Raw genomic sequence first — 19,029 nt, 5'->3', positions numbered from 1 at the left:
TCCCTCGTACTTGAAGTTGCAGGGGGAATTATCAATATTACGGATTGATAATGACTTGCTCTGCACCCTCCGTCGCCGCAGCGATAACACCGATTTTCCAGGCTTTTTCACCGGATGCGGTTAGCAATTCAACTGCTTTGTCTGCCAGTTCAGCGGGGAGCGCAACAACCATGCCGACGCCGCAGTTAAAGGTACGGTACATTTCGTGGCGGCTGACATTACCCGTCTCTTGCAACCAGCTAAACACCGCAGGCCACTGCCAGCTAGTTTCATCAATCACTGCCTGAGTCCCTTGTGGCAACACGCGTGGGATATTCTCCCAGAAGCCACCACCGGTCAGGTGAGCAATAGCATGGATATCAAGTTGTTCAATCAAGCTAAGAATTGATTTTACGTAAATTTTGGTCGGTTCCAGCAGATGGTCAGCCAGAGATTTGCCATCCAATTGGGTCTGCTCTGGATTGGTTTGACTGACTTCCAGAATTTTGCGCACCAAAGAGTAGCCGTTAGAGTGCGGGCCACTGGCCCCTAACGCCACCAGTGCATCACCTGGTGCCACTTTACTGCCGTCGATAATTTCAGATTTTTCGACCACGCCAACACAGAAACCGGCAACGTCGTAATCTTCACCGTGGTACATCCCCGGCATTTCGGCAGTTTCACCACCGACCAGCGCACAACCTGATTGTTTGCACCCTTCGGCAATCCCGGTAATCACACTGGCGGCAGTCTCCACATCCAGTTTACCGGTAGCAAAGTAGTCAAGGAAGAACAATGGTTCTGCGCCTTGAACCACCAGGTCGTTGACACACATGGCGACTAAATCGATACCGATGGTATCGTGACGTTTCAGGTCCATTGCCAGACGCAGCTTGGTGCCGACGCCGTCGGTGCCTGAAACCAGAATAGGTTCACGGTATTTTTGTGGCAAAGCGCAGAGGGCACCGAAGCCGCCCAATCCACCCATCACTTCTGGGCGACGAGTCTGTTTAACCACACCTTTTATGCGATCAACAAGGTCATTGCCGGCATCAATATCTACACCTGCGTCTTTATAGCTGAGAGAGGTTTTGTTGGTCACTGCGAGGTCCCCACGGCGGTTGGCGGTTTAAAGAAAACGCGGCAATTCTAACAGCGCAGGCAAACGTTTGCGAGTGGCTTGTGATATCACGCCGATTTTTAGCTTTCTTGACTTAATAATGATTTTCTATTGATCTGAATCAGGCTATTCATTGTGGTGTTCAAAAAAAAAGGCGGTATAATCTCGCGATTTTTTTGGCCGCCAGTCGCCTAACCAGGAGAAAAATAATGAAGATCGTTGAGGTGAAACACCCGCTAGTAAAACATAAACTTGGTTTGATGCGTGAGAATGATATCAGTACAAAGCGTTTTCGCGAGTTAGCGTCTGAAGTGGGGAGTTTACTGACTTACGTGGCAACCGCCGATCTGGAAACTGAAAAAGTGACCATCGAAGGTTGGAACGGGCCGGTTGAGATTGAACAGATTAAAGGTAAGAAAATTACCGTAGTACCGATTCTGCGTGCTGGTTTGGGCATGATGGAAGGGGTATTGGAAAATGTACCTAGCGCGCGCATCAGTGTGGTAGGCGTCTATCGTGATGAAGAAACTCTAAAACCAGTCCCTTACTTCCAGAAGCTGGTATCAAATATCGATGAGCGTATGGCGCTGGTGGTTGACCCGATGCTGGCAACCGGTGGTTCGATGATTGCCACCATTGATCTGCTCAAGAAAGCGGGTTGTAAGAGTATTAAGGTATTGGTATTGGTCGCTGCTCCTGAAGGTATCAAAGCGCTGGAAGCCGCTCACCCAGATGTCGAGCTGTACACTGCTTCCATCGATCAAGGCCTGAACGAACACGGCTACATTATCCCTGGATTGGGTGATGCCGGCGATAAGATTTTCGGAACCAAATAAAAGGTCACCCCATTATGCTATTCGCTTGCCATTTTGAACCAGGGCAGTGCTCGAAATCCTCACGTACTGCGTGTACGCTCCGGTTTCTGTGCGCTGTCCGTGTCCAAACTGCCTGTGCTCATTACCGCATACTGGAATAACCTTTAGTAGATAGCCGACTCGATAGTCGGCTTTTTTTTGAATAATTTTCAGCATTCAACACCACACCATATAACTTTCATTAGAGGATAGAGAAAATGAGCCGTCGCACCATTGGCGTCAGCGAGCGCCCACCGCTGCTCCAGACGATCCCCCTGAGTTTCCAACATTTGTTCGCAATGTTTGGTGCCACTGTTTTAGTTCCTATTCTGTTTAAAATTAACCCGGCGACGGTGCTGCTGTTTAACGGTATCGGAACCCTGCTTTACTTATTCATTTGTAAGGGGAAAATCCCTGCTTATCTGGGTTCCAGTTTTGCCTTTATTTCACCAGTATTGCTATTGCTGCCATTGGGTTACGAAGTCGCCTTGGGCGGTTTTATCATGTGCGGTGTGTTGTTCTGTCTGGTGGCGTTGATTGTAAAAAAAGCCGGCACCGGTTGGTTGAATGTGCTGTTCCCGCCCGCGGCAATGGGGGCGATTGTTGCGGTTATCGGCCTTGAATTGGCTGGCGTGGCTGCGGGAATGGCGGGGTTGTTGCCTGCCGAAGGGGTGACAGTCGATTCCACTACCATCATCATTTCAATGGTGACCTTAGGGGTAACCATTCTGGGGTCAGTGTTATTCCGTGGTTTCTTTGCCATTATCCCTATTCTGATTGGCGTGCTGGTCGGTTATGCCTTGTCATTCGTGATGGGTGTGGTTGATTTGACTCCTATTCGTGAAGCGCATTGGTTTGCTTTGCCGACATTCTATACCCCACGTTTTGAGTGGTTTGCCATTCTGACCATCTTGCCTGCAGCATTGGTAGTGATTGCCGAGCATATTGGGCATTTAGTGGTCACAGCGAATATTGTGAAAAAAGATTTGATTCGTGACCCAGGCCTGCATCGCTCGATGTTTGCTAATGGTATTTCGACCGTAATCTCCGGCTTCTTCGGTTCCACGCCGAATACCACTTATGGTGAAAATATTGGCGTTATGGCGATCACCCGTGTTTACAGTACCTGGGTTATCGGTGGTGCGGCGATTCTGGCGATTATGCTCTCTTGTGTCGGTAAGTTGGCCGCTGCAATTCAGGCGGTGCCGGTTCCTGTTATGGGGGGCGTATCACTGCTGCTGTACGGGGTTATTGCGGCGTCAGGTATTCGTGTGTTAATCGAGTCAAAAGTTGATTATAACAAAGCACAAAACCTGATTTTAACCTCCGTCATCCTGATAATTGGAGTGAGCGGCGCGAAAGTGAACATTGGTGCAACTGAGCTGAAAGGCATGGCATTGGCAACAGTGGTAGGTATCGGTCTGAGCCTGCTGTTCAAAGTGATCAGCTTGATCCGCACCGAAGAAGAAATTATTGAGGCAACGGAAGACGAGCCTGCGCTTAAATAAAAGTGCTATCTGGTCGAACTGCACTTGCCGGTTCGGCCAGTTTTTCGCCTTATACCCGTCATACTTCAAGCTGCATGTGCGTTGGCTACGTTCGTTACTCGGCCCATCCATAGGCCTCGCCTCTAGGAGGCCGCTGCGAGCAGCGTTCAAATCTGCTCCCGGCAGATTTGTCACCCGAATCACTTACAACACAGTAAGCTCATCGGGACTCTCTCACTTGCCGCCTTCCCGCAACTCGAATTATTTAGGGTATAGGCCAGGTTTTTATGCTGTTGTGGTTTTTTGTGGTAAACTTGCCATGTTTTCCCGCCCGTTTTGTTGGTTGAGGTGCTTCTGAATACGCCGGCACAGCTTTCACTGCCACTCTATCTTCCCGATGATGAAACTTTTGCCAGTTTTTATCCGGGGGAGAACCCGTCCCTATTAGCGGCGATCCAGTCCGCGGTTCATCAGTCTCATGGCAGTTATATCTATTTTTGGTCGCGCGAAGGTGGTGGCCGCAGCCACCTGCTACATGCAGCTTGTGCCGAGTTATCACAAAAAGGTGAGGCGGTAGGGTATGTCCCGCTGGATAAACGTGCTTATTTCGTGCCGGAAGTGTTGGATGGCATGGAGCAATTGGCTCTGGTTTGTATTGATAATATCGAGTGTATTGCGGGCGACGAACAGTGGGAAATGGCGATGTTTAATCTCTATAACCGCATTGTGGAAACCGGCCGCACCCGTTTATTGATCACCGGCGATCGTCCACCACGGCAGTTGAATCTTGGTTTGCCTGATTTGGCTTCCCGACTTGATTGGGGGCAAATCTATAAATTGCAGCCCTTGTCAGATGATGAAAAATTGCAGGCTTTGCAATTACGCGCCAAATTACGCGGTTTTGAATTACCGGAAGATGTGGGCCGTTTTCTGCTAAAACGCCTCGATCGAGAAATGCGTACTTTATTTATGACATTGGATCAGCTTGATCGTGCTTCTATTACTGCACAGCGCAAACTGACTATCCCCTTTGTGAAAGAGATCCTCAGCCTTTAATACCCCGCGTTCTTATGATGCAGGGCATGATTCATTCAGGCAATGACTACAAAATCTCCAGCACCTGCTCTGGCGGCCTTCCAATACGCGCTTTACCTTTATAAACCACGATAGGGCGCTCGATCAGCTTGGGATTATCATTCATGGCTTGCAGCAGTTGCTCTTGCGTCAGCGCTTTATCCGCCAGATTCAACTCCTTATAAAGCTCTTCTTTGGTGCGCATTAATTGCCGTGCGTCACTGAACCCCAACTGTTGCAGCAACTCTTTTAGTGTGGACACAGAGGGTGGGGTATCTAAATACAATACCACCTGTGGTTTAATGCCCTGCTGTTCAACTAACGCGAGTGTTTCCCGGCTTTTGGAGCAACGCGGATTGTGATAAATCGTGACGTCTTTCATAGTAATCTTCCTTAGGACTTCTGGTATTTGCGGAAGCGCTCATTCAATTGGCGCAACTGGTCAATTCGGGCATCATAGCGAGCCTGTTCCAGGCTGCCGAGTTTCACCCGCGCACTGGCATCACTGAGTAATCCGATGGCTTGAGTTAATTTGCCACTCAATGCCAGGCTTTCTGCTCGCGCGGCCAGTTCCTGATCGCGCAGGCCCAGTGCCGCAGCAGCTTGAGCCAGTAAATCCCAGCCGTTAGGATCATTCGGATAGCGGAATGTGTAGTTACGCAATATCTTGATGGCCGCTGCAGGTTGCCCGCCCTGAACATAGGCGTTGGCCAAATTCAGCAGTAACACTGGATCATTATTTTGTTTAGCGGTTGCGGCTTGCAGGCGGCTAATGGCACTGGCCGCTTTGTTTTGCCCCAAATCGATATCTGTCATCAAATCGAGGAACCACACATTGCCTGGCTGTTGTGTTAACAGTGGTTGTAGCTGATTGCGGGCTTCATCGTATTTTTTGGCTTGATACAATACAATCGCCTGACCGTATTTGGCGGCCAGTTGTTCGCGTGTCGTGCCTTTGCTCAACGTCTCAAGCAGATCGGGCGTCAGGCTGTTTTCGGTTGAACCATACATACCCAGAATACGAACTTTAGCGAACAAGTAATCTTGCGACGAGGCAATCGGGTGCGGCTTCATCTGATTAGCACGGTTACGCGCATCAGATAGACGACTATCGGGTAATGGGTGGGTCAGTAGCATTTCCGGTGGTTTGGATGCATATCGCGACTGATCGGCCAGTTTTTGCAGGAAATTAGGCATGGCTTGTGGATCAAACCCTGACCGCTGCAGTACTTGAATGCCAATTCGGTCGGCTTCCTGCTCATTACCCTGTGTAAAGCTGATGACGCCTTGCTGAGCTCCTGCCAGTGTGCCACTTAAGCCCGCCATCCCTGCTTGCGGACTGGCCATTGTCAGCAGGATAGACCCTAGCACACCCACCCACGTCAGGGGAGCCATACGTTGCTGCTCTTCCATCGCTCGTGCCAGGTGACGTTGAGTCACATGAGATATTTCATGGGCTAATACGGAGGCCAGTTCGCTTTCGTTTTCTGTATAGCGGAATAGGGCTGAGTGGAGTACCACATTGCCGCCAAAGAAAGCAAAGGCGTTAATCTGATCGTTATTGACTAAATAGAAATGAAATGGTGTGCGTACCGAGTAAGCATTTGCGACTAAGCGATTACCCAGCGAATTGATGTATTGTGTCAATAATGGGTCATAAATCAGTGGGGCACTGGCTCGCATTTGGCGGACATAGAAGTCCCCCATGGCTTTTTCCTGATCAATACTCAAAGTTGCTCCCGCTGAGGTGCCGATATCGGGCAGCAGGTCTTGTGTCTGTGTCTCAGCATTGACAGGTATGGGGCCGGTGAGTAGTAAACTCCCTAGCAATGTGGCTATCACCGTCTTACTTACCCGGTCTGTTTTGTTTAACCGACCTGTTTTGTTTAATCGATATGTCATAAACGAGGTTGCCCCTACTGATGTAATGACAATTAGACTCCGAGATGTGTAAGAGTTCTTCTTCCTTGCCCTGCTCTCCAGTACAATCATCACGAAAGCGAGTTTGATCACAAAAAAAGTATTAAATAGGTCAAAGGTTAAGCTCATCATCCATTACTGAGACTCGCAACTATCTTAGTCAGCCTATAGATATAAAGAAATAGTTATATAAAGTAATGGTGATTAAGGCAACGGCGATAAAAAAATGGCTGAAGCATCAACGGATCTTCGGATTATGCCTCTGCATCATGGGGCTGTTAAAGGAATTCGCTGACGTGCGGGTTCCTCATAGTACTTAAGGAGCAATTTCGGATGCTAGAGCTGTTGTTACAATGGTATCGCCGTCGTTTTACCGACCCACAGGTTATCGCTTTACTGGTTATTCTGTTGGCAGGATTCTGTATTCTCTACTTCTTCAGCGGTATTTTGGCCCCGTTATTGGCGGCTATTGTTCTGGCGTACCTGTTAGAGTGGCCAACGGCCCGATTACAACGAATTGGCTGTTCGCGCCCTTGGGCGGCCAGTATTGTGTTAGTTGTTTTTGGTGGCATTACACTGCTGGCGGTGTTTGTTGTTGCCCCGACAGTCTGGCAGCAAGGTAATCATCTGATTTCAGATATGCCGAAAATGCTGAATAAATTCAATGCATTCGCTCAGACATTACCTGCTCGCTACCCCGCATTAGTGGACGCTGGCATTGTCGATATGATGGCAGAAAACCTGCGCAGTAAGCTCTCCGGTATGGGGGAATCAGTGGTGAAAATCTCGCTGGCCTCCTTAATTGGCTTACTGACATTGGCTATCTATTTGATTCTGGTGCCACTGATGTTGTTCTTCTTGCTGAAAGATAAAGAGCAGATGCTAAATGCGGTGCGCCGTATTCTGCCGCGCAATCGTGGTTTAGCTGGTCAGGTTTGGTTGGAAATGAACCAACAGATTACCAACTATCTTCGTGGAAAAGTGTTGGAAATGGTGGTGGTCGGCATCGCCACTTATCTGGTGTTTTTCGTGATGGGGATGAATTACGCCCTGTTACTGGCGGTATTGGTCGGTTTTTCTGTTTTGATTCCCTATATTGGCGCGGTGATTGTTACCATTCCGGTGGTGCTGGTGGCTCTATTCCAATGGGGGATTGGCGCGGATTTTTGGACACTTTTTGTCGCCTATTTGGTCGTACAGGGGTTGGATGGCAACTTGCTGGTTCCCGTGCTGTTCTCTGAAGCGGTGAATCTACACCCGCTGGTGATTATCCTGTCCGTGATCATTTTTGGTGGGATGTGGGGTTTTTGGGGCGTGTTCTTTGCCATTCCACTGGCAACATTGGTGAAAGCCGTTATCCATGCGTGGCCGGAGGAGTTTATCCCAGACGCCGATTAACTATCCCCTGTGCCCTTGATGCCGCAGCGGTGTTAGCTGCACTCACTCACCCGAATCACTGAGCGGAGTCAGCTCATCGGGATGAGTTCGCTGGCTGCCTTGCTGCAACAGCAATGGCTTTGGGGATCATTCGATTTATTGCCAATAAAAAAGAGCGTCTGAGCGCTCTTTTTTGCCATGTATCGGTCAGGGCTGATGTGTTATGACTCAAGCACTTTGGTGCAAATAGTTCATAACGATTTCGTGGTGGTTGGTGGTTTTGAAATTATCAAATACATGCTCCACCTTGCCATCCGCACCAATCAAGAAGCTGATACGATGGATACCGTCGTAGGTTTTTCCCATAAAACTTTTCTCGCCCCAGACACCAAATTGCTCTGCAACTTCATGATTCTCATCAGACAGTAAAGTGAAATTCAGTAACTCTTTTTCGGCGAAACGTGACAGCTTTTCAGGTTTGTCGGTGCTAATACCCAGCACTTCAACACCTGCTTTTTTCAATTCATCCATATTATCGCGCAGACCACAGGCCTGAACGGTACAGCCAGGTGTCATGGCTTTAGGATAGAAATAGACCAAGACACGTTGTCCCTGGAAGTCGGCCAAACTAATTTGCTCGCCATCTTGGTCGGGCAAACTAAACTTCGGCGCAATATCACCGGCTTTCAATGGGCTCATTACTAACTCTCCATTCGTGAGTCATGCTGTGGATAGTTCACAACGCTAATACTGCCTTGTGCGTTGAGTTCTGTACATAGCTGATAAAAAGCATGTTCGATTATTGAACTGTTTTGGCTGGCAGGACTGTGTGCACTTATCTGAATATGCAAGCGAGGAGGAATGTCACCTTCAGCCGGTTGAGTCTTGGAAACCAACTCAGCGATATTCATATTGTGGCAATGGAACAGATTGGTAAACCGTTCAATAATATGGGGGGAGTCATTCACCTCGACTTTCACCCAGACGGTGGCAGGCATGGCTTTCTGATTTTGTGCATTGGTGCGTTTCATCACAATCAGTAAATCAAGCTCTGCGCCTTTTTGCGGCAAGGTCGATTCCAGTAGGGTTATCGCGTTCCAACTGCCGGAAAGCAGCATAATAAATGTGAACTCCTCACCAAACATGGCCAGCCGGCTATCTTCAATATTACAACCGCAGCTACTGACATGGCGGGTGATGGTATTCACGATTCCAGGGCGGTCAGCACCGAGTGCGGTAATGACCAGATAATGTTCATCAAGCTGCGGCAAAATCGCTCTTCCTGTCATGCTCTTTGGGGTTACCATGGTAAACATAAAAAAAACCTGCTGCCAAGCGCTTACAACACAGTTGTTTGCTTGCTTTTGGATAGAGGTCAAAAGTACCATGAGGAACTTGTTTAAGGTGGGGGTGGGCAATGTTAACGGGAAGTACGATGTTTACAGGAAGCATAGTTGCGCTGATAACGCCGATGGACGACAAAGGTAATGTCGATCGTGCGAGTCTTAAGAAACTTATCGATTATCATGTAGCCAGTGGAACTGCGGCGATTGTCTCTGTGGGCACAACGGGTGAATCTGCCACGTTGAACCATGACGAACATGTTGATGTTGTCTTGCAGACGCTCGAACTGGCCGATGGCCGTATTCCTGTGATTGCCGGAACCGGTGCTAATGCCACCGCCGAAGCCATTTCACTCACGGATAGATTTAAAGATACCGGTGTGGTGGGTTGCCTGACGGTGACGCCATATTATAACCGTCCGATGCAGGAAGGTTTGTATCAGCACTTTAAAGCGATCGCTGAAAGTACCGATTTGCCACAAATTCTCTATAATGTGCCTTCGCGTACCGGTTGCGATATGTTGCCGCCGACCATTGCCCGCTTAGCCAAAATTAAAAATATTGTTGCTGTTAAAGAAGCAACAGGGAACTTAAGTCGTGTAAGTCAGATCCAAGTGCTGGTTGATGATGAAGATTTCATCCTGCTCAGTGGTGACGATGCGAGCGGTCTGGACTTTATGCAACTGGGCGGTAAAGGGGTTATTTCGGTGACAGCAAACATTGCTGCACGCGAAATGGCTGAACTTTGTGCATTGGCTGCACAGGGTAACTTTGCCGAAGCTCGCCGTTTGAATCAGCGCTTGATGCCATTGCATCAGCATTTATTTGTAGAAGCAAACCCAATTCCGGTGAAATGGGCCGCGAAGAAACTGGGATTAATGGCGAATGACACTATGCGTCTGCCAATGACCCCGTTGACTGATCCAGCTAAACGGATTGTGGAAGACGCGCTGAAAAGCGCAGGTTTGCTGTAACTCTTAGGGAAATTTGATGGCAATAACATTGCAAAAGTCGACAGTGGTAACGGTTGTGGGGGTTTCGCTGGCGATGTTGCTGGCAGGCTGTACCACTGACCAACGCTACAAACGCCAGGTTGGCGGTGACGAGTCTTATCTTGAAGCTCCGGGCTTGAAGCCACTGAATTCGCCAGCAGGGATGATTCTGCCAGTGCAAAATGGTGAGTATGATGTCCGCTCCGTCAACACTCAAGGCGCTGTGGGCAAACAGTTGGACATCCGTCCTCCAGTTCAGCCACTGGCATTGTTAAGCGGTTCTCGCGCTGAAAATGCTAACGATACCAGCAAGCTATTGTTAGAAAATAGCCCGCAAAATCGTAATCTGTGGGCGCAAGTCACCCGCGTGCTACAGGATAAAAACTGGGCAATCGCCAGCCGCCAGGATGCCAGCCAAACCCTGACAACTGACTGGGTTAAATGGAATCGTGCAGATGAAGACGTCCAGTTTGAAGGGCGTTATCAGATAAGTGTGCAGGAGCAAGGTTATCAGTTGGCTCTGGTGGTGAAATCCCTTGAGTTACAACAAGGTGGCAAGCCGGTTACCAGCTATACCGAAATCCAGCGCTACAATGGCGCCATGCTGAATGCCATTATTGAAGGTCTGGATAAGGTGCGTTCTGATAGCGAAAACAATCAGGCGGCACGTACAGCTGGTGCTCTTGATGTCCAGAGTGGCAGCGATGATACCGGTTTACCACAATTGATTGTACGTGCGCCGTATGCGGTGTTGTGGGAACGTCTGCCAAATGCACTTGAAAAAGTGGGCATGAAAGTTACGGATCGCAGCCGTCCACTGGGTACGATTAATGTCACAGTTAAATCGATGAGCAGCAGTAGTTGGGATGCCTTGGGTGCCAAAGACCCAGAATTACCAACCGGTGATTATAAGTTGCAAGTCGGTGACCTTGATAACCGCAGCAGCTTACAGTTCATCGGGCCTAAAGGGCAAACGCTGACTCAGTCGCAGAATGATGCGCTGGTCGCGGTGTTCCAGGCTGCGCTTAGCCAGACTAGTGCTATAAGTACTCAATAAAACCAAAGGGGCTTCGGCCCCTTTGTTTATTTCTACCCAAAGAGCTTGTTGTTGCAGTAAATATCACTGTGGCTTCAAGTGCCAAGGGTATATCAAAGATTGTCACATTACTGGAGTAATTAAGATGCAAAAGCTAGCTGAGTTGTATCGTGGCAAGGCGAAAACCGTCTATACCACCGAAAATCCTGACCTATTGGTATTGGAGTTCCGTAACGATACATCAGCACTGGATGGTCAGCGCATTGAGCAGTTCGATCGTAAGGGCATGGTAAACAACAAATTTAACCATTTCATCATGGCTAAATTGGAAGAGGCCGGTATTCCCACCCAAATGGAACGCTTGCTATCAGACACCGAAGTGTTGGTGAAAAAACTGGAAATGATCCCGGTTGAGTGTGTTATTCGTAACCGCGCAGCGGGTTCTTTGGTTAAGCGTTTGGGGATTGAGGAAGGTCTGGAGCTGAATCCTCCGCTGTTTGACTTGTTCTTGAAAAATGATGCTATGCATGATCCGATGGTCAATGAGTCTTACTGCAAAACATTTGGCTGGGCGACAGAAGCACAATTAGCGCGAATGAAAGAACTGAGCTATTTGGCCAATGACGTGTTGAGTAAACTGTTTGATGATGCAGGTTTAATCCTGGTGGATTTCAAGTTGGAATTCGGCCTGTTCAACGGTGAAGTGGTGTTGGGCGATGAGTTCTCGCCTGATGGCAGCCGTTTGTGGGATAAGAAAACCCTGAACAAAATGGATAAAGACCGTTACCGTCAAAGCCTGGGTGGTTTGATTGAAGCCTACGAAGAAGTTGCACACCGTATTGGCGTAAAATTAGACTAACCACGCAATCGATTACGTTTTCTCTGACGTAACCGTTTTAAGGGGAGATAGCCTATGTCTCCCCCTCATATCTTTTTATTTTCCCCCATGACATTAATCATTTTTGCTTTTGATGGTATTTGCTTGGCAGATTTCCTACGATAATACGTAAGGAATATATCTGGGAGCAAAGCTATGCGTTGGCAAGGTCGTCGCGAAAGTGACAATGTAGAAGACCGGCGGGGGGATTCATCTGGCGGTGGTGGCGGATTCCGGCCTCCTATTGGTGGCAAAGGGGGCCTGGTCATCTTGATTGTGGTGCTGGTCGCAGGTTACTACGGGGTTGATCTGACGCCGCTGTTAAACGGCAGTGATCCTATGTCTCAAACCCAGACTCAACCACGCCCACAAGGTTCTGTCAGCGCCAAAGATTACCAATATGCCAAGTTTACCTCGGTGGTTCTGGCCGATACTGAAGACACCTGGAAACCTATTTTTCAAAAAATGGGTCGCAGCTACCAAGAGCCTAAATTAGTGATGTATCGGGGCGCAACGCGCACCGGTTGTGGCACTGGCCAGTCGGTAATGGGGCCGTTTTATTGCCCGGCGGACAGCACGGTTTATATCGATTTGTCTTTCTATGAAGATATGAAAAATAAACTGGGTGCTGACGGCGACTTTGCTCAAGCCTATGTGATCGCTCATGAAGTTGGGCACCATGTACAGCATTTGATGGGTATCGATACTAAAGTACGGCAACAGCAGCAAGGCGCATCTGAGGCGGAAGCTAATCGCTTATCGGTCAAAATGGAATTGCAGGCGGACTGTTTTGCCGGTGTCTGGGGCAAAGCCATGGAGCAGCAAAATGTATTAGAGGTCGGCGATTTACAGGAAGCACTGAATGCTGCACAGGCCATTGGTGATGACAGATTGCAGCAGCAGCGCCAGGGGCGCGTAGTACCAGATAGTTTCACTCATGGCACTTCGGCGCAACGTTATACATGGTTTAAACGTGGATTCGACAGTGGCGACCCGAATAGCTGCAATACTTTTGCCACCCGCTAATAGCGCTAGAACCTCAAGTAAGCAGAGACTATCATAAGCGTACTGTTTGCCGGTGCATTCGCCGCCGGCATTTTATTGCAAGGTAGAATAACTCTTATGATAAGGCACAATAATAATGGCCGCTCTTGATCCCACTTTATTAATCCTATTAGTCCTGGCTGGACTCGGTATTATTAGCCACAACATGACTGTGACACTCGCAATTCTGACATTAATCGCGGTGCGTATCACCCCACTGAATCAGTTTTTCCCCTGGATAGAAAAATACGGTTTAACTATCGGTATATTGATTTTGACTATTGGCGTAATGACACCGATTGCCAGTGGAAAAATCAGTGCCAGCGAAGTGTTGCACTCCTTTGTCCAGTGGAAATCGATTTTAGCTATCGTGGTTGGGGTCGCGGTTTCCTGGCTCGGTGGGCGGGGCGTATCACTGATGACACATCAACCGTCGGTGGTTGCTGGACTATTAGTTGGAACCGTGTTGGGTGTTGCCTTGTTCCGTGGCGTGCCGGTTGGGCCATTGATTGCTGCGGGTTTGCTCTCACTGGTTATTGGTAAATCCTAGCGTGATCAGCGGAATTATCGCCAGTCAGGCATTGATGGCACAGCAGGGGCATCGGCGCTTGCTGGTGCTCAGTGGCGATGCTGATTGGGCGCGGCAGCAGGCGATAAATCTGAGTGAACAACTACCTGGCGATTGGCTGTGGGTCGGGGATCATTTTCCCTCAGGTGCCAATGGTGTTCGGCCGACGGCGGCCAAAACCTTATTGGGGCAGGAGGGGTTACACGGTGTATTCGATGCCACCGATGGCCTGAATACTGAAGCGCTGGCAGTGTTAGCAGGGGTATTACGGGCCGGAAGTTGGCTACTGTTGTTAGTCCCCGCGTGGGATGACTGGGCACTGTTACCAGATAGCGACAGCCTGCGCTGGAGTGAACAGAGTGCCCCTATCACGACGCCGAATTTTATTCGCCATGTGCAGCGCCAACTTCTGGCCTCTCCCGATGTGTTTTTGTGGCAGCAGGGTCAGTTGCCGCCTGTACCGCAGTTTGATGCTCACCCAAACTGGCAGCCGCCGGACGGCACCCCTACCACAGAACAGCAGGCGATTCTTCAACGTTTGATGCAGGCCAGGCAGGGTGTTTGGGTGCTAACAGCAGCACGCGGACGAGGTAAGTCGACACTTGCCGGTATGCTGGTGGCGCAGTCTGCGGGCCGTTGTTGGGTCACTGGGCCGGGCAAGGCCGCTACTCTAGTATTAAGCCAGCGAGCAGGGGGTCGTGCGCGTTTTTGGGCGCCAGATGCACTGCTGGAGTATTGCCAGCAACATGATGTCAGTGATGTTGACTGGTTATTGATTGATGAGGCAGCAGCTATCCCAACGGCGTTGCTATCGGCGCTTTTGGCTCATTTTCCTCGGGCCTTATTAACCACGACGGTACAGGGCTATGAAGGCACGGGACGTGGCTTCTTATTGAAGTTTTGCGCGACCTTAAGTGACTGGCATCATTTAACACTAACAGACCCTATTCGCTGGGCCAGCCATGATCCGCTGGAGCAGATTATCGACGATATTATGCTGTTCGATGATGACCGGATAAATGATAAATTGTCGCCGACAGAATCAGCCACGGCACCCATCGATATTACTGTCTGTGAACAATCTGATTGGCTGAGCAACTCTGAGTTATTGCGGCACTTTTATGGTTTGCTTTCTAGTGCTCATTACCGCACCACACCACTTGATTTGCGGCGTTTGATGGATGCGACCGGTATGCATTTTTCAGCCGCAAAGGTGGCCGATTCAGTGGTTGGTGCTTTGTGGCTGGTGGATGAAGGCGGGTTGGACAGCGCATTAGCTCATGCGGTTTGGGCCGGTCAACGGCGGCCAAAAGGCAGTTTGGTGGCGCAATCACTGGCGGCCCACAGCGGGCAATGGCAAGCGCCAATCTTATTATCCAGACGAATTAGTCGAGTCGCGGTAGCACCATTATGGCGACAGCAAGGGATTGCCCGGCAGATGATTGCCGCCGAACAAGCTCGGGCGCAGCGCGAAGGGCTGGACTTTCTTTCGGTCAGTTTTGGCTATACGGCAGAATTAGCGTGTTTTTGGCATGCTTGCGGCTTTCATCTGGTGCGTATTGGGAGTCATAAAGAAGCCAGCAGCGGTTGTTACGCGGCAATGGCTGTGTTACCTCTGAGTCGCGCCGGGAAAATGCTCTGTGAGGCGGCACGCCAGCAATTAGTGCGGGATTGGTATTGGTTGCAGCAATGGATTGGTCTTGAGACGCCCGTATCGTTACTCCCGCCTGAGCAACCTGATATCACCTTAAATGATGATGACTGGCGTGAACTTGCCGGGTTTGCGTTTGCTTTGCGCTCATTAGAGGCGAGTTTACCTGCATTGCAGCGGCTGTTGTTGCAAGATAAAGCGTTGCAAATAAAAGCCTCTCTTCCCGCATTACGACAATATTTACAGCAGGGGCGCACGACAGCGGAAATTGTTAAAAATCTGGGCCTTTCAGGGCGCAAAGCATTGGTGAGCAAGTGGCGTCAAGAGGCTGCCGAAGCGATGGCGGAGCTAAAACCGGTGGGCAATTTTTTAGTTAACATCAATAATTTCCAATAACTCCCTCAATAAAACCCAATATCCTTTTTAAACCAGCAGCCTATAGTTAATCCTATTATTATTTGGATACTAAAGGTCTCGCGATGAATCAGAAACACATTGTGGTGCAGCAACCGGCTCAACCTGAGCAATTAATTTTGTTATTTCATGGTGTTGGCGACAGTGCTGCGGGGATGGCACCGGTCGGTAGCCATTTTGCTCAAGCATTTCTACAGGCATTGGTGGTTAGTATTGATGGGCCATTTGCCAGCAGCATGGGTAATGGGCGGCAGTGGTTTTCCGTTCAGGGGATCACCGAGCAGGGGCGGCAAGGGCGTATTGATGAAGTGATGCCCGAATTTATTGCCACGGTGCGTCACTGGCAGCAACAAAGTGGGCTTAGCGCAGCGCAGACGACATTAGTGGGATTCTCACAGGGCACTATTATGTCATTGGAAGGGGTGAAAGCGCAGCCGCAGTTGGCTGGGCAGGTCGTCGGATTCAGTGGGCGTTTCGCTACGTTGCCACAGCAACCCATTGCTGACGTCAGCATTCATCTGATTCATGGGGAACAGGATGGCGTTATCTCGGTAGAGCAGGCCAAAGCTGCAGCGAATAGCTTAACGGCGTTGGGATGCTCGGTGACATTAGATCTGGATGCCAATACCGGACATGGCATTAATCAACCCATGTTGGTGCGAGCGATTGCTCATTTGCGCCACGATCTTGCGGGCAATTAATCAGGGGGAGCCGCGCTCCCTCCCATATTACTTTTTCTTGTCTTTATCCGGCCAGTCGTCATCATCATCCCACTGCGCATTATTGTCGCGATGGGGCGGGATCTCCGGCTTATTGCTCAAAAATTTCTTATGATCAAGGCGGCGTAACTCTTTGATACCGTTTAAGATCATGCCGACAAGTATGATGAGAACTACCCACCAGTAATCTGCGAGCCAATGCATGGTTAAATTCCTTTACCTGTCATCTTTCAAATTGCTATGTGTTAGCTACATCTTGAAATCTATCAGGTATCGTTATAAATCGTGAAAAAATCATGGGTAAATGGCTGGTAAGCCACTCACTTCCCGCCACATCTTGTGATTGCCAGGCTTCCAGCAAGATGGCGGGTGTCAGTAAATGCTCCGCAGTTGTCGCCAGAGGGCGGTAACTCAGGTGCCAAGGTTCAGCGGCAACGCCGCCAGTGTCTTCACTAAAAGGCCGGTAAAAACCAAACTCAGCCATATGCGCATCAAGCCATTCAGTTAGCGGATAAAAATACCCACCCAGTTGGTATTCCCACGGCTCCAGTTGCAATTTTGTCTTCAAGGGTAACAGTGATGGATCGTAAATATCCAAATCACTGCCCCAATGGTGACGGCTGGCCCCCGGCAAGGCGGACCAACGCAAAATAGCTTCACAACGGCTGGCGGCATCAAGCTGGGAAATGTCTATCGGTTGGCTGTCTTTATCTAATACTGGTCGCTCACCGCGAAATTTGCCATTCCAGATAGCCAATTGGCGGTCAAAATCGCGAAAAGTGCTGGCTGGTTGCAAGTCAAAACCTGCCTTTTTAGCTGCTTGCTGCATAGCGAAAAAGGCATCAACAGCCTGTGGCTGCATGCGGTGGTTACCGGTTAACACCACTAAATGCTCCGTTGAACGGCCGGTAATCATCTGTGGGGTCAATGTATTAGCTGTCATGCGATAAGTTGCTCCATGATTCTCTGATACATCCGGCTTAGCAGCTGTAAATCCGCAGCGTGAACACATTCATTCACTTTATGGATTGTGGCATTAACAGGCCCCAGTTCAACCACTTGTGCGCCCATTAAAGCAATAAACCGACCATCAGAGGTGCCACCAGTGGTCAACAGTTGCGGTGTTATTTCAGCGTAATGTTCAACGGCATTAACCACAGCATCAACCAATGCGCCACGCGCAGTCAGGAATGGCTGACCAGATAGAACCCATTCCAGGGTGTAATTGAGTTGATGACGTTCCAGCAATGCCTCAACCCGCTGCTTAATCATGCTATCAGTCAGTTCAGTGCTGAAGCGGAAATTGAACTGCACATAGAACTCACCGGGAATCACGTTATTGCTGCCAGTGCCGGCATGCAAATTAGCGATTTGCATACTGGTGGCGGGGAAGAATTCATTGCCTTTGTCCCATTGTGTCGCCACCAGTTCATTCAGCGCGGGTATCGCACGGTGAACGGGGTTATCAGCCAGATGAGGATAAGCTACATGCCCTTGGATACCGTGGATGTGCAAGTTAGCGGTGATAGAACCCCGGCGGCCATTTTTCACCACATCGCCGACGCGCTCGGTGCTGGATGGTTCACCCACCAGGCAGTAATCCAGCCGCTCATGACGCGCCATCAGGGCATTAACCACTTTAACGGTGCCATTAATAGCTTTGGCTTCTTCATCGGAGGTAATCATAAATGCCAGGCGACCTTTATGATTAGGATGTGTGGCCACAAAGCGCTCCGCTGCAACCACCATCGCCGCCAGCGAACCTTTCATGTCGGCAGCACCACGGCCATATAGCATGCCATCACGAATGGTTGGCTCAAACGGCGGGCTGCTCCAGTGGCTTTCATCGCCGGTAGGAACCACATCGGTATGACCGGCAAACGCCAGTGTCTCGCCTTCGCCACGCCAGGCCCAGAAGTTGAGAGTGTCGCCAAAATTCATCGGTTCGACAGTAAAACCGATAGCTTCTAAGCGCTGAATCATGATCTCCTGGCAACCCGCATCATTAGGGCTGAGCGACGGGCGTTTAATCAATTGTTGGGCCAGGTCGATTACCGGACAGATCATGTTATTGCACCTCAATAGCGTTTGGGTTATGGGTTACTTTTTGAAGATGTTGCTGAATAAATTGTTGATAAATTTCAATCTTGAAGCCCAACAGCAGCTCGCCATTGGCCGCTTCCAACAGTGGGCGTTTGATAATGGCAGGTTGTTCTAACATCAGCATTTTAGCTGATTGTGCATCAGTAATGGCATCGCGCTGAGCGGGGGGCAATTTACGCCAGGTTGTCCCACGAGTGTTCAGCAACGGCTCCCAACCCAGTTTATCGATAAAGCCTTGCAGACGTTCGTCACTCAATCCATCCACGCGATAATCGTGAAACTGATAGGCAATGTTTTGTTCTTCCAACCAGCGGCGAGCCTTTTTTATGGTGTCACAATTTTTAATGCCATAAAGGCGCAATAATGAAGTTGCTGGGTTATCTGACATGGAAAAATAATACCTCGACTAGAATGGCGCGAATATGCAGGATAAATATAAGACTAGCCACGGATATGGCTGCCTGGTTTGCC

General features: G+C 49.4%; 20 protein-coding genes. 11 read left to right on the top strand and 9 right to left on the bottom strand.

Annotation, left to right across the window (positions count from 1 at the left end):
• Nucleotides 1–37: 37 nt before the first annotated feature.
• The gene (purM, locus tag FTB31_RS05160) at nt 38–1,081 is read right to left on the bottom strand and encodes a phosphoribosylformylglycinamidine cyclo-ligase (RefSeq protein ID WP_077173766.1); all 1,044 of its coding nucleotides are present in this window, start codon (nt 1,079–1,081) and stop codon (nt 38–40) included.
• A 227-nt stretch (nt 1,082–1,308) separates the two neighbouring features.
• Here purM and upp point away from each other — a divergent pair, with 227 nt between their 5' ends.
• From upp to hda, 3 genes are all read left to right on the top strand, one after another.
• The gene (gene upp, locus FTB31_RS05155) at nt 1,309–1,935 is read left to right on the top strand and encodes a uracil phosphoribosyltransferase (RefSeq protein WP_005162121.1); all 627 of its coding nucleotides are present in this window, start codon (nt 1,309–1,311) and stop codon (nt 1,933–1,935) included.
• 236 nt (nt 1,936–2,171) lie between these two features.
• Nucleotides 2,172–3,461 carry a uracil permease gene (gene uraA / locus FTB31_RS05150; protein ID WP_050076313.1) on the top strand — a complete coding sequence of 430 codons (1,290 nt, stop codon included), beginning with the start codon at nt 2,172–2,174 and terminating at the stop codon, nt 3,459–3,461.
• A gap of 327 nt (nt 3,462–3,788) precedes the next feature.
• Nucleotides 3,789–4,496 (top strand): DnaA inactivator Hda, encoded by a 708-nt coding sequence (gene hda / locus FTB31_RS05145; protein ID WP_005172380.1) that lies wholly within the window; start codon nt 3,789–3,791, stop codon nt 4,494–4,496.
• Between the two features lie 46 nt (nt 4,497–4,542).
• Here the strand turns inward: hda and arsC are convergent, their stop codons facing one another.
• Nucleotides 4,543–4,896, bottom strand: a complete 354-nt coding sequence (gene arsC / locus FTB31_RS05140) for an arsenate reductase (glutaredoxin) (protein WP_227724523.1) — start codon at nt 4,894–4,896, stop codon at nt 4,543–4,545.
• A gap of 11 nt (nt 4,897–4,907) precedes the next feature.
• Complete coding sequence (gene bepA, locus FTB31_RS05135; RefSeq protein ID WP_227731174.1) at nt 4,908–6,416, bottom strand: beta-barrel assembly-enhancing protease; 1,509 nt, start codon at nt 6,414–6,416, stop codon at nt 4,908–4,910.
• A gap of 351 nt (nt 6,417–6,767) precedes the next feature.
• On the opposite strand from bepA, the gene FTB31_RS05130 reads away from it, so the two are divergent.
• A complete protein-coding gene (locus FTB31_RS05130; RefSeq protein ID WP_050076309.1) occupies nt 6,768–7,832 on the top strand; it encodes an AI-2E family transporter in 1,065 nt (354 codons plus the stop codon).
• Between the two features lie 207 nt (nt 7,833–8,039).
• Here FTB31_RS05130 and bcp read toward each other — a convergent pair whose 3' ends face one another.
• Nucleotides 8,040–8,510, bottom strand: coding sequence for a thioredoxin-dependent thiol peroxidase (bcp, locus tag FTB31_RS05125; protein ID WP_227719488.1), 471 nt, complete (start codon nt 8,508–8,510; stop codon nt 8,040–8,042).
• 2 nt (nt 8,511–8,512) lie between these two features.
• Nucleotides 8,513–9,082, bottom strand: coding sequence for a glycine cleavage system transcriptional repressor (locus FTB31_RS05120; protein WP_005162088.1), 570 nt, complete (start codon nt 9,080–9,082; stop codon nt 8,513–8,515).
• Nucleotides 9,083–9,246: 164 nt separating this feature from the next.
• Between FTB31_RS05120 and dapA the strand changes: the two genes are divergently transcribed.
• The 7 genes from dapA to ypfH all read left to right on the top strand — a co-directional run bounded on the left by dapA (nt 9,247) and on the right by ypfH (nt 16,437).
• Nucleotides 9,247–10,128 (top strand): 4-hydroxy-tetrahydrodipicolinate synthase, encoded by an 882-nt coding sequence (gene dapA, locus FTB31_RS05115; protein WP_050076306.1) that lies wholly within the window; start codon nt 9,247–9,249, stop codon nt 10,126–10,128.
• Between the two features lie 16 nt (nt 10,129–10,144).
• Entirely contained in the window at nt 10,145–11,203 is a 1,059-nt protein-coding gene (gene bamC, locus FTB31_RS05110; RefSeq protein ID WP_005172367.1) for an outer membrane protein assembly factor BamC, read from the top strand.
• Nucleotides 11,204–11,327: 124 nt separating this feature from the next.
• On the top strand, nt 11,328–12,041 hold the full coding sequence (purC, locus tag FTB31_RS05105) for a phosphoribosylaminoimidazolesuccinocarboxamide synthase (protein ID WP_019083680.1): 714 nt from the start codon (nt 11,328–11,330) through the stop codon (nt 12,039–12,041).
• Nucleotides 12,042–12,215: 174 nt separating this feature from the next.
• Entirely contained in the window at nt 12,216–13,085 is an 870-nt protein-coding gene (ypfJ, locus tag FTB31_RS05100; RefSeq protein ID WP_227731173.1) for a KPN_02809 family neutral zinc metallopeptidase, read from the top strand.
• Between the two features lie 115 nt (nt 13,086–13,200).
• Entirely contained in the window at nt 13,201–13,653 is a 453-nt protein-coding gene (locus FTB31_RS05095; protein ID WP_005172363.1) for a DUF441 domain-containing protein, read from the top strand.
• A 1-nt stretch (nt 13,654) separates the two neighbouring features.
• Nucleotides 13,655–15,718 carry a tRNA(Met) cytidine acetyltransferase TmcA gene (locus FTB31_RS05090; protein ID WP_227731172.1) on the top strand — a complete coding sequence of 688 codons (2,064 nt, stop codon included), beginning with the start codon at nt 13,655–13,657 and terminating at the stop codon, nt 15,716–15,718.
• 83 nt (nt 15,719–15,801) lie between these two features.
• Complete coding sequence (ypfH, locus tag FTB31_RS05085) at nt 15,802–16,437, top strand: esterase (RefSeq protein WP_227731171.1); 636 nt, start codon at nt 15,802–15,804, stop codon at nt 16,435–16,437.
• Between the two features lie 27 nt (nt 16,438–16,464).
• Here the strand turns inward: ypfH and FTB31_RS05080 are convergent, their stop codons facing one another.
• From FTB31_RS05080 to FTB31_RS05065, 4 genes are read right to left on the bottom strand one after another with little or no spacing between them, the layout of a single operon-like run.
• Nucleotides 16,465–16,659, bottom strand: a complete 195-nt coding sequence (locus FTB31_RS05080; RefSeq protein ID WP_005172354.1) for a YpfN family protein — start codon at nt 16,657–16,659, stop codon at nt 16,465–16,467.
• Nucleotides 16,660–16,693: 34 nt separating this feature from the next.
• Nucleotides 16,694–17,398, bottom strand: a complete 705-nt coding sequence (locus tag FTB31_RS05075; protein WP_227726978.1) for a M15 family metallopeptidase — start codon at nt 17,396–17,398, stop codon at nt 16,694–16,696.
• On the bottom strand, nt 17,395–18,522 hold the full coding sequence (gene dapE, locus FTB31_RS05070) for a succinyl-diaminopimelate desuccinylase (protein ID WP_050076298.1): 1,128 nt from the start codon (nt 18,520–18,522) through the stop codon (nt 17,395–17,397). Before dapE ends, FTB31_RS05075 begins: the two co-directional genes overlap by 4 nt.
• Before the next feature lies 1 nt (nt 18,523).
• Nucleotides 18,524–18,946 carry an ArsC family reductase gene (locus tag FTB31_RS05065; RefSeq protein ID WP_050076296.1) on the bottom strand — a complete coding sequence of 141 codons (423 nt, stop codon included), beginning with the start codon at nt 18,944–18,946 and terminating at the stop codon, nt 18,524–18,526.
• Nucleotides 18,947–19,029: the final 83 nt, after the last annotated feature.

It is taken from the genome of Yersinia proxima (assembly GCF_902170785.1).
GTDB classification, from domain to species: Bacteria; Pseudomonadota; Gammaproteobacteria; order Enterobacterales; family Enterobacteriaceae; genus Yersinia; species Yersinia proxima.
Note: the sequence above shows the minus strand (reverse complement) of the source record. Positions and strands in the feature narration are given on the sequence as shown.

What these genes read in the sequence shown, in the direction of transcription:
- arsC (WP_227724523.1), bottom strand. Translation starts at nt 4,896, where the DNA reads ATGAAAGACGTCACGATTTATCACAATCCGCGTTGCTCCAAAAGCCGG.
- FTB31_RS05075 (WP_227726978.1), bottom strand. Translation starts at nt 17,398, where the DNA reads ATGACAGCTAATACATTGACCCCACAGATGATTACCGGCCGTTCAACG.
- upp (WP_005162121.1), top strand. Translation starts at nt 1,309, where the DNA reads ATGAAGATCGTTGAGGTGAAACACCCGCTAGTAAAACATAAACTTGGT.
- uraA (WP_050076313.1), top strand. Translation starts at nt 2,172, where the DNA reads ATGAGCCGTCGCACCATTGGCGTCAGCGAGCGCCCACCGCTGCTCCAG.
- dapA (WP_050076306.1), top strand. Translation starts at nt 9,247, where the DNA reads ATGTTTACAGGAAGCATAGTTGCGCTGATAACGCCGATGGACGACAAA.
- bcp (WP_227719488.1), bottom strand. Translation starts at nt 8,510, where the DNA reads ATGAGCCCATTGAAAGCCGGTGATATTGCGCCGAAGTTTAGTTTGCCC.
- bamC (WP_005172367.1), top strand. Translation starts at nt 10,145, where the DNA reads ATGGCAATAACATTGCAAAAGTCGACAGTGGTAACGGTTGTGGGGGTT.
- purC (WP_019083680.1), top strand. Translation starts at nt 11,328, where the DNA reads ATGCAAAAGCTAGCTGAGTTGTATCGTGGCAAGGCGAAAACCGTCTAT.
- ypfH (WP_227731171.1), top strand. Translation starts at nt 15,802, where the DNA reads ATGAATCAGAAACACATTGTGGTGCAGCAACCGGCTCAACCTGAGCAA.
- dapE (WP_050076298.1), bottom strand. Translation starts at nt 18,522, where the DNA reads ATGATCTGTCCGGTAATCGACCTGGCCCAACAATTGATTAAACGCCCG.
- FTB31_RS05065 (WP_050076296.1), bottom strand. Translation starts at nt 18,946, where the DNA reads ATGTCAGATAACCCAGCAACTTCATTATTGCGCCTTTATGGCATTAAA.
- bepA (WP_227731174.1), bottom strand. Translation starts at nt 6,416, where the DNA reads ATGACATATCGATTAAACAAAACAGGTCGGTTAAACAAAACAGACCGG.
- ypfJ (WP_227731173.1), top strand. Translation starts at nt 12,216, where the DNA reads ATGCGTTGGCAAGGTCGTCGCGAAAGTGACAATGTAGAAGACCGGCGG.
- FTB31_RS05095 (WP_005172363.1), top strand. Translation starts at nt 13,201, where the DNA reads ATGGCCGCTCTTGATCCCACTTTATTAATCCTATTAGTCCTGGCTGGA.
- FTB31_RS05080 (WP_005172354.1), bottom strand. Translation starts at nt 16,659, where the DNA reads ATGCATTGGCTCGCAGATTACTGGTGGGTAGTTCTCATCATACTTGTC.
- FTB31_RS05130 (WP_050076309.1), top strand. Translation starts at nt 6,768, where the DNA reads ATGCTAGAGCTGTTGTTACAATGGTATCGCCGTCGTTTTACCGACCCA.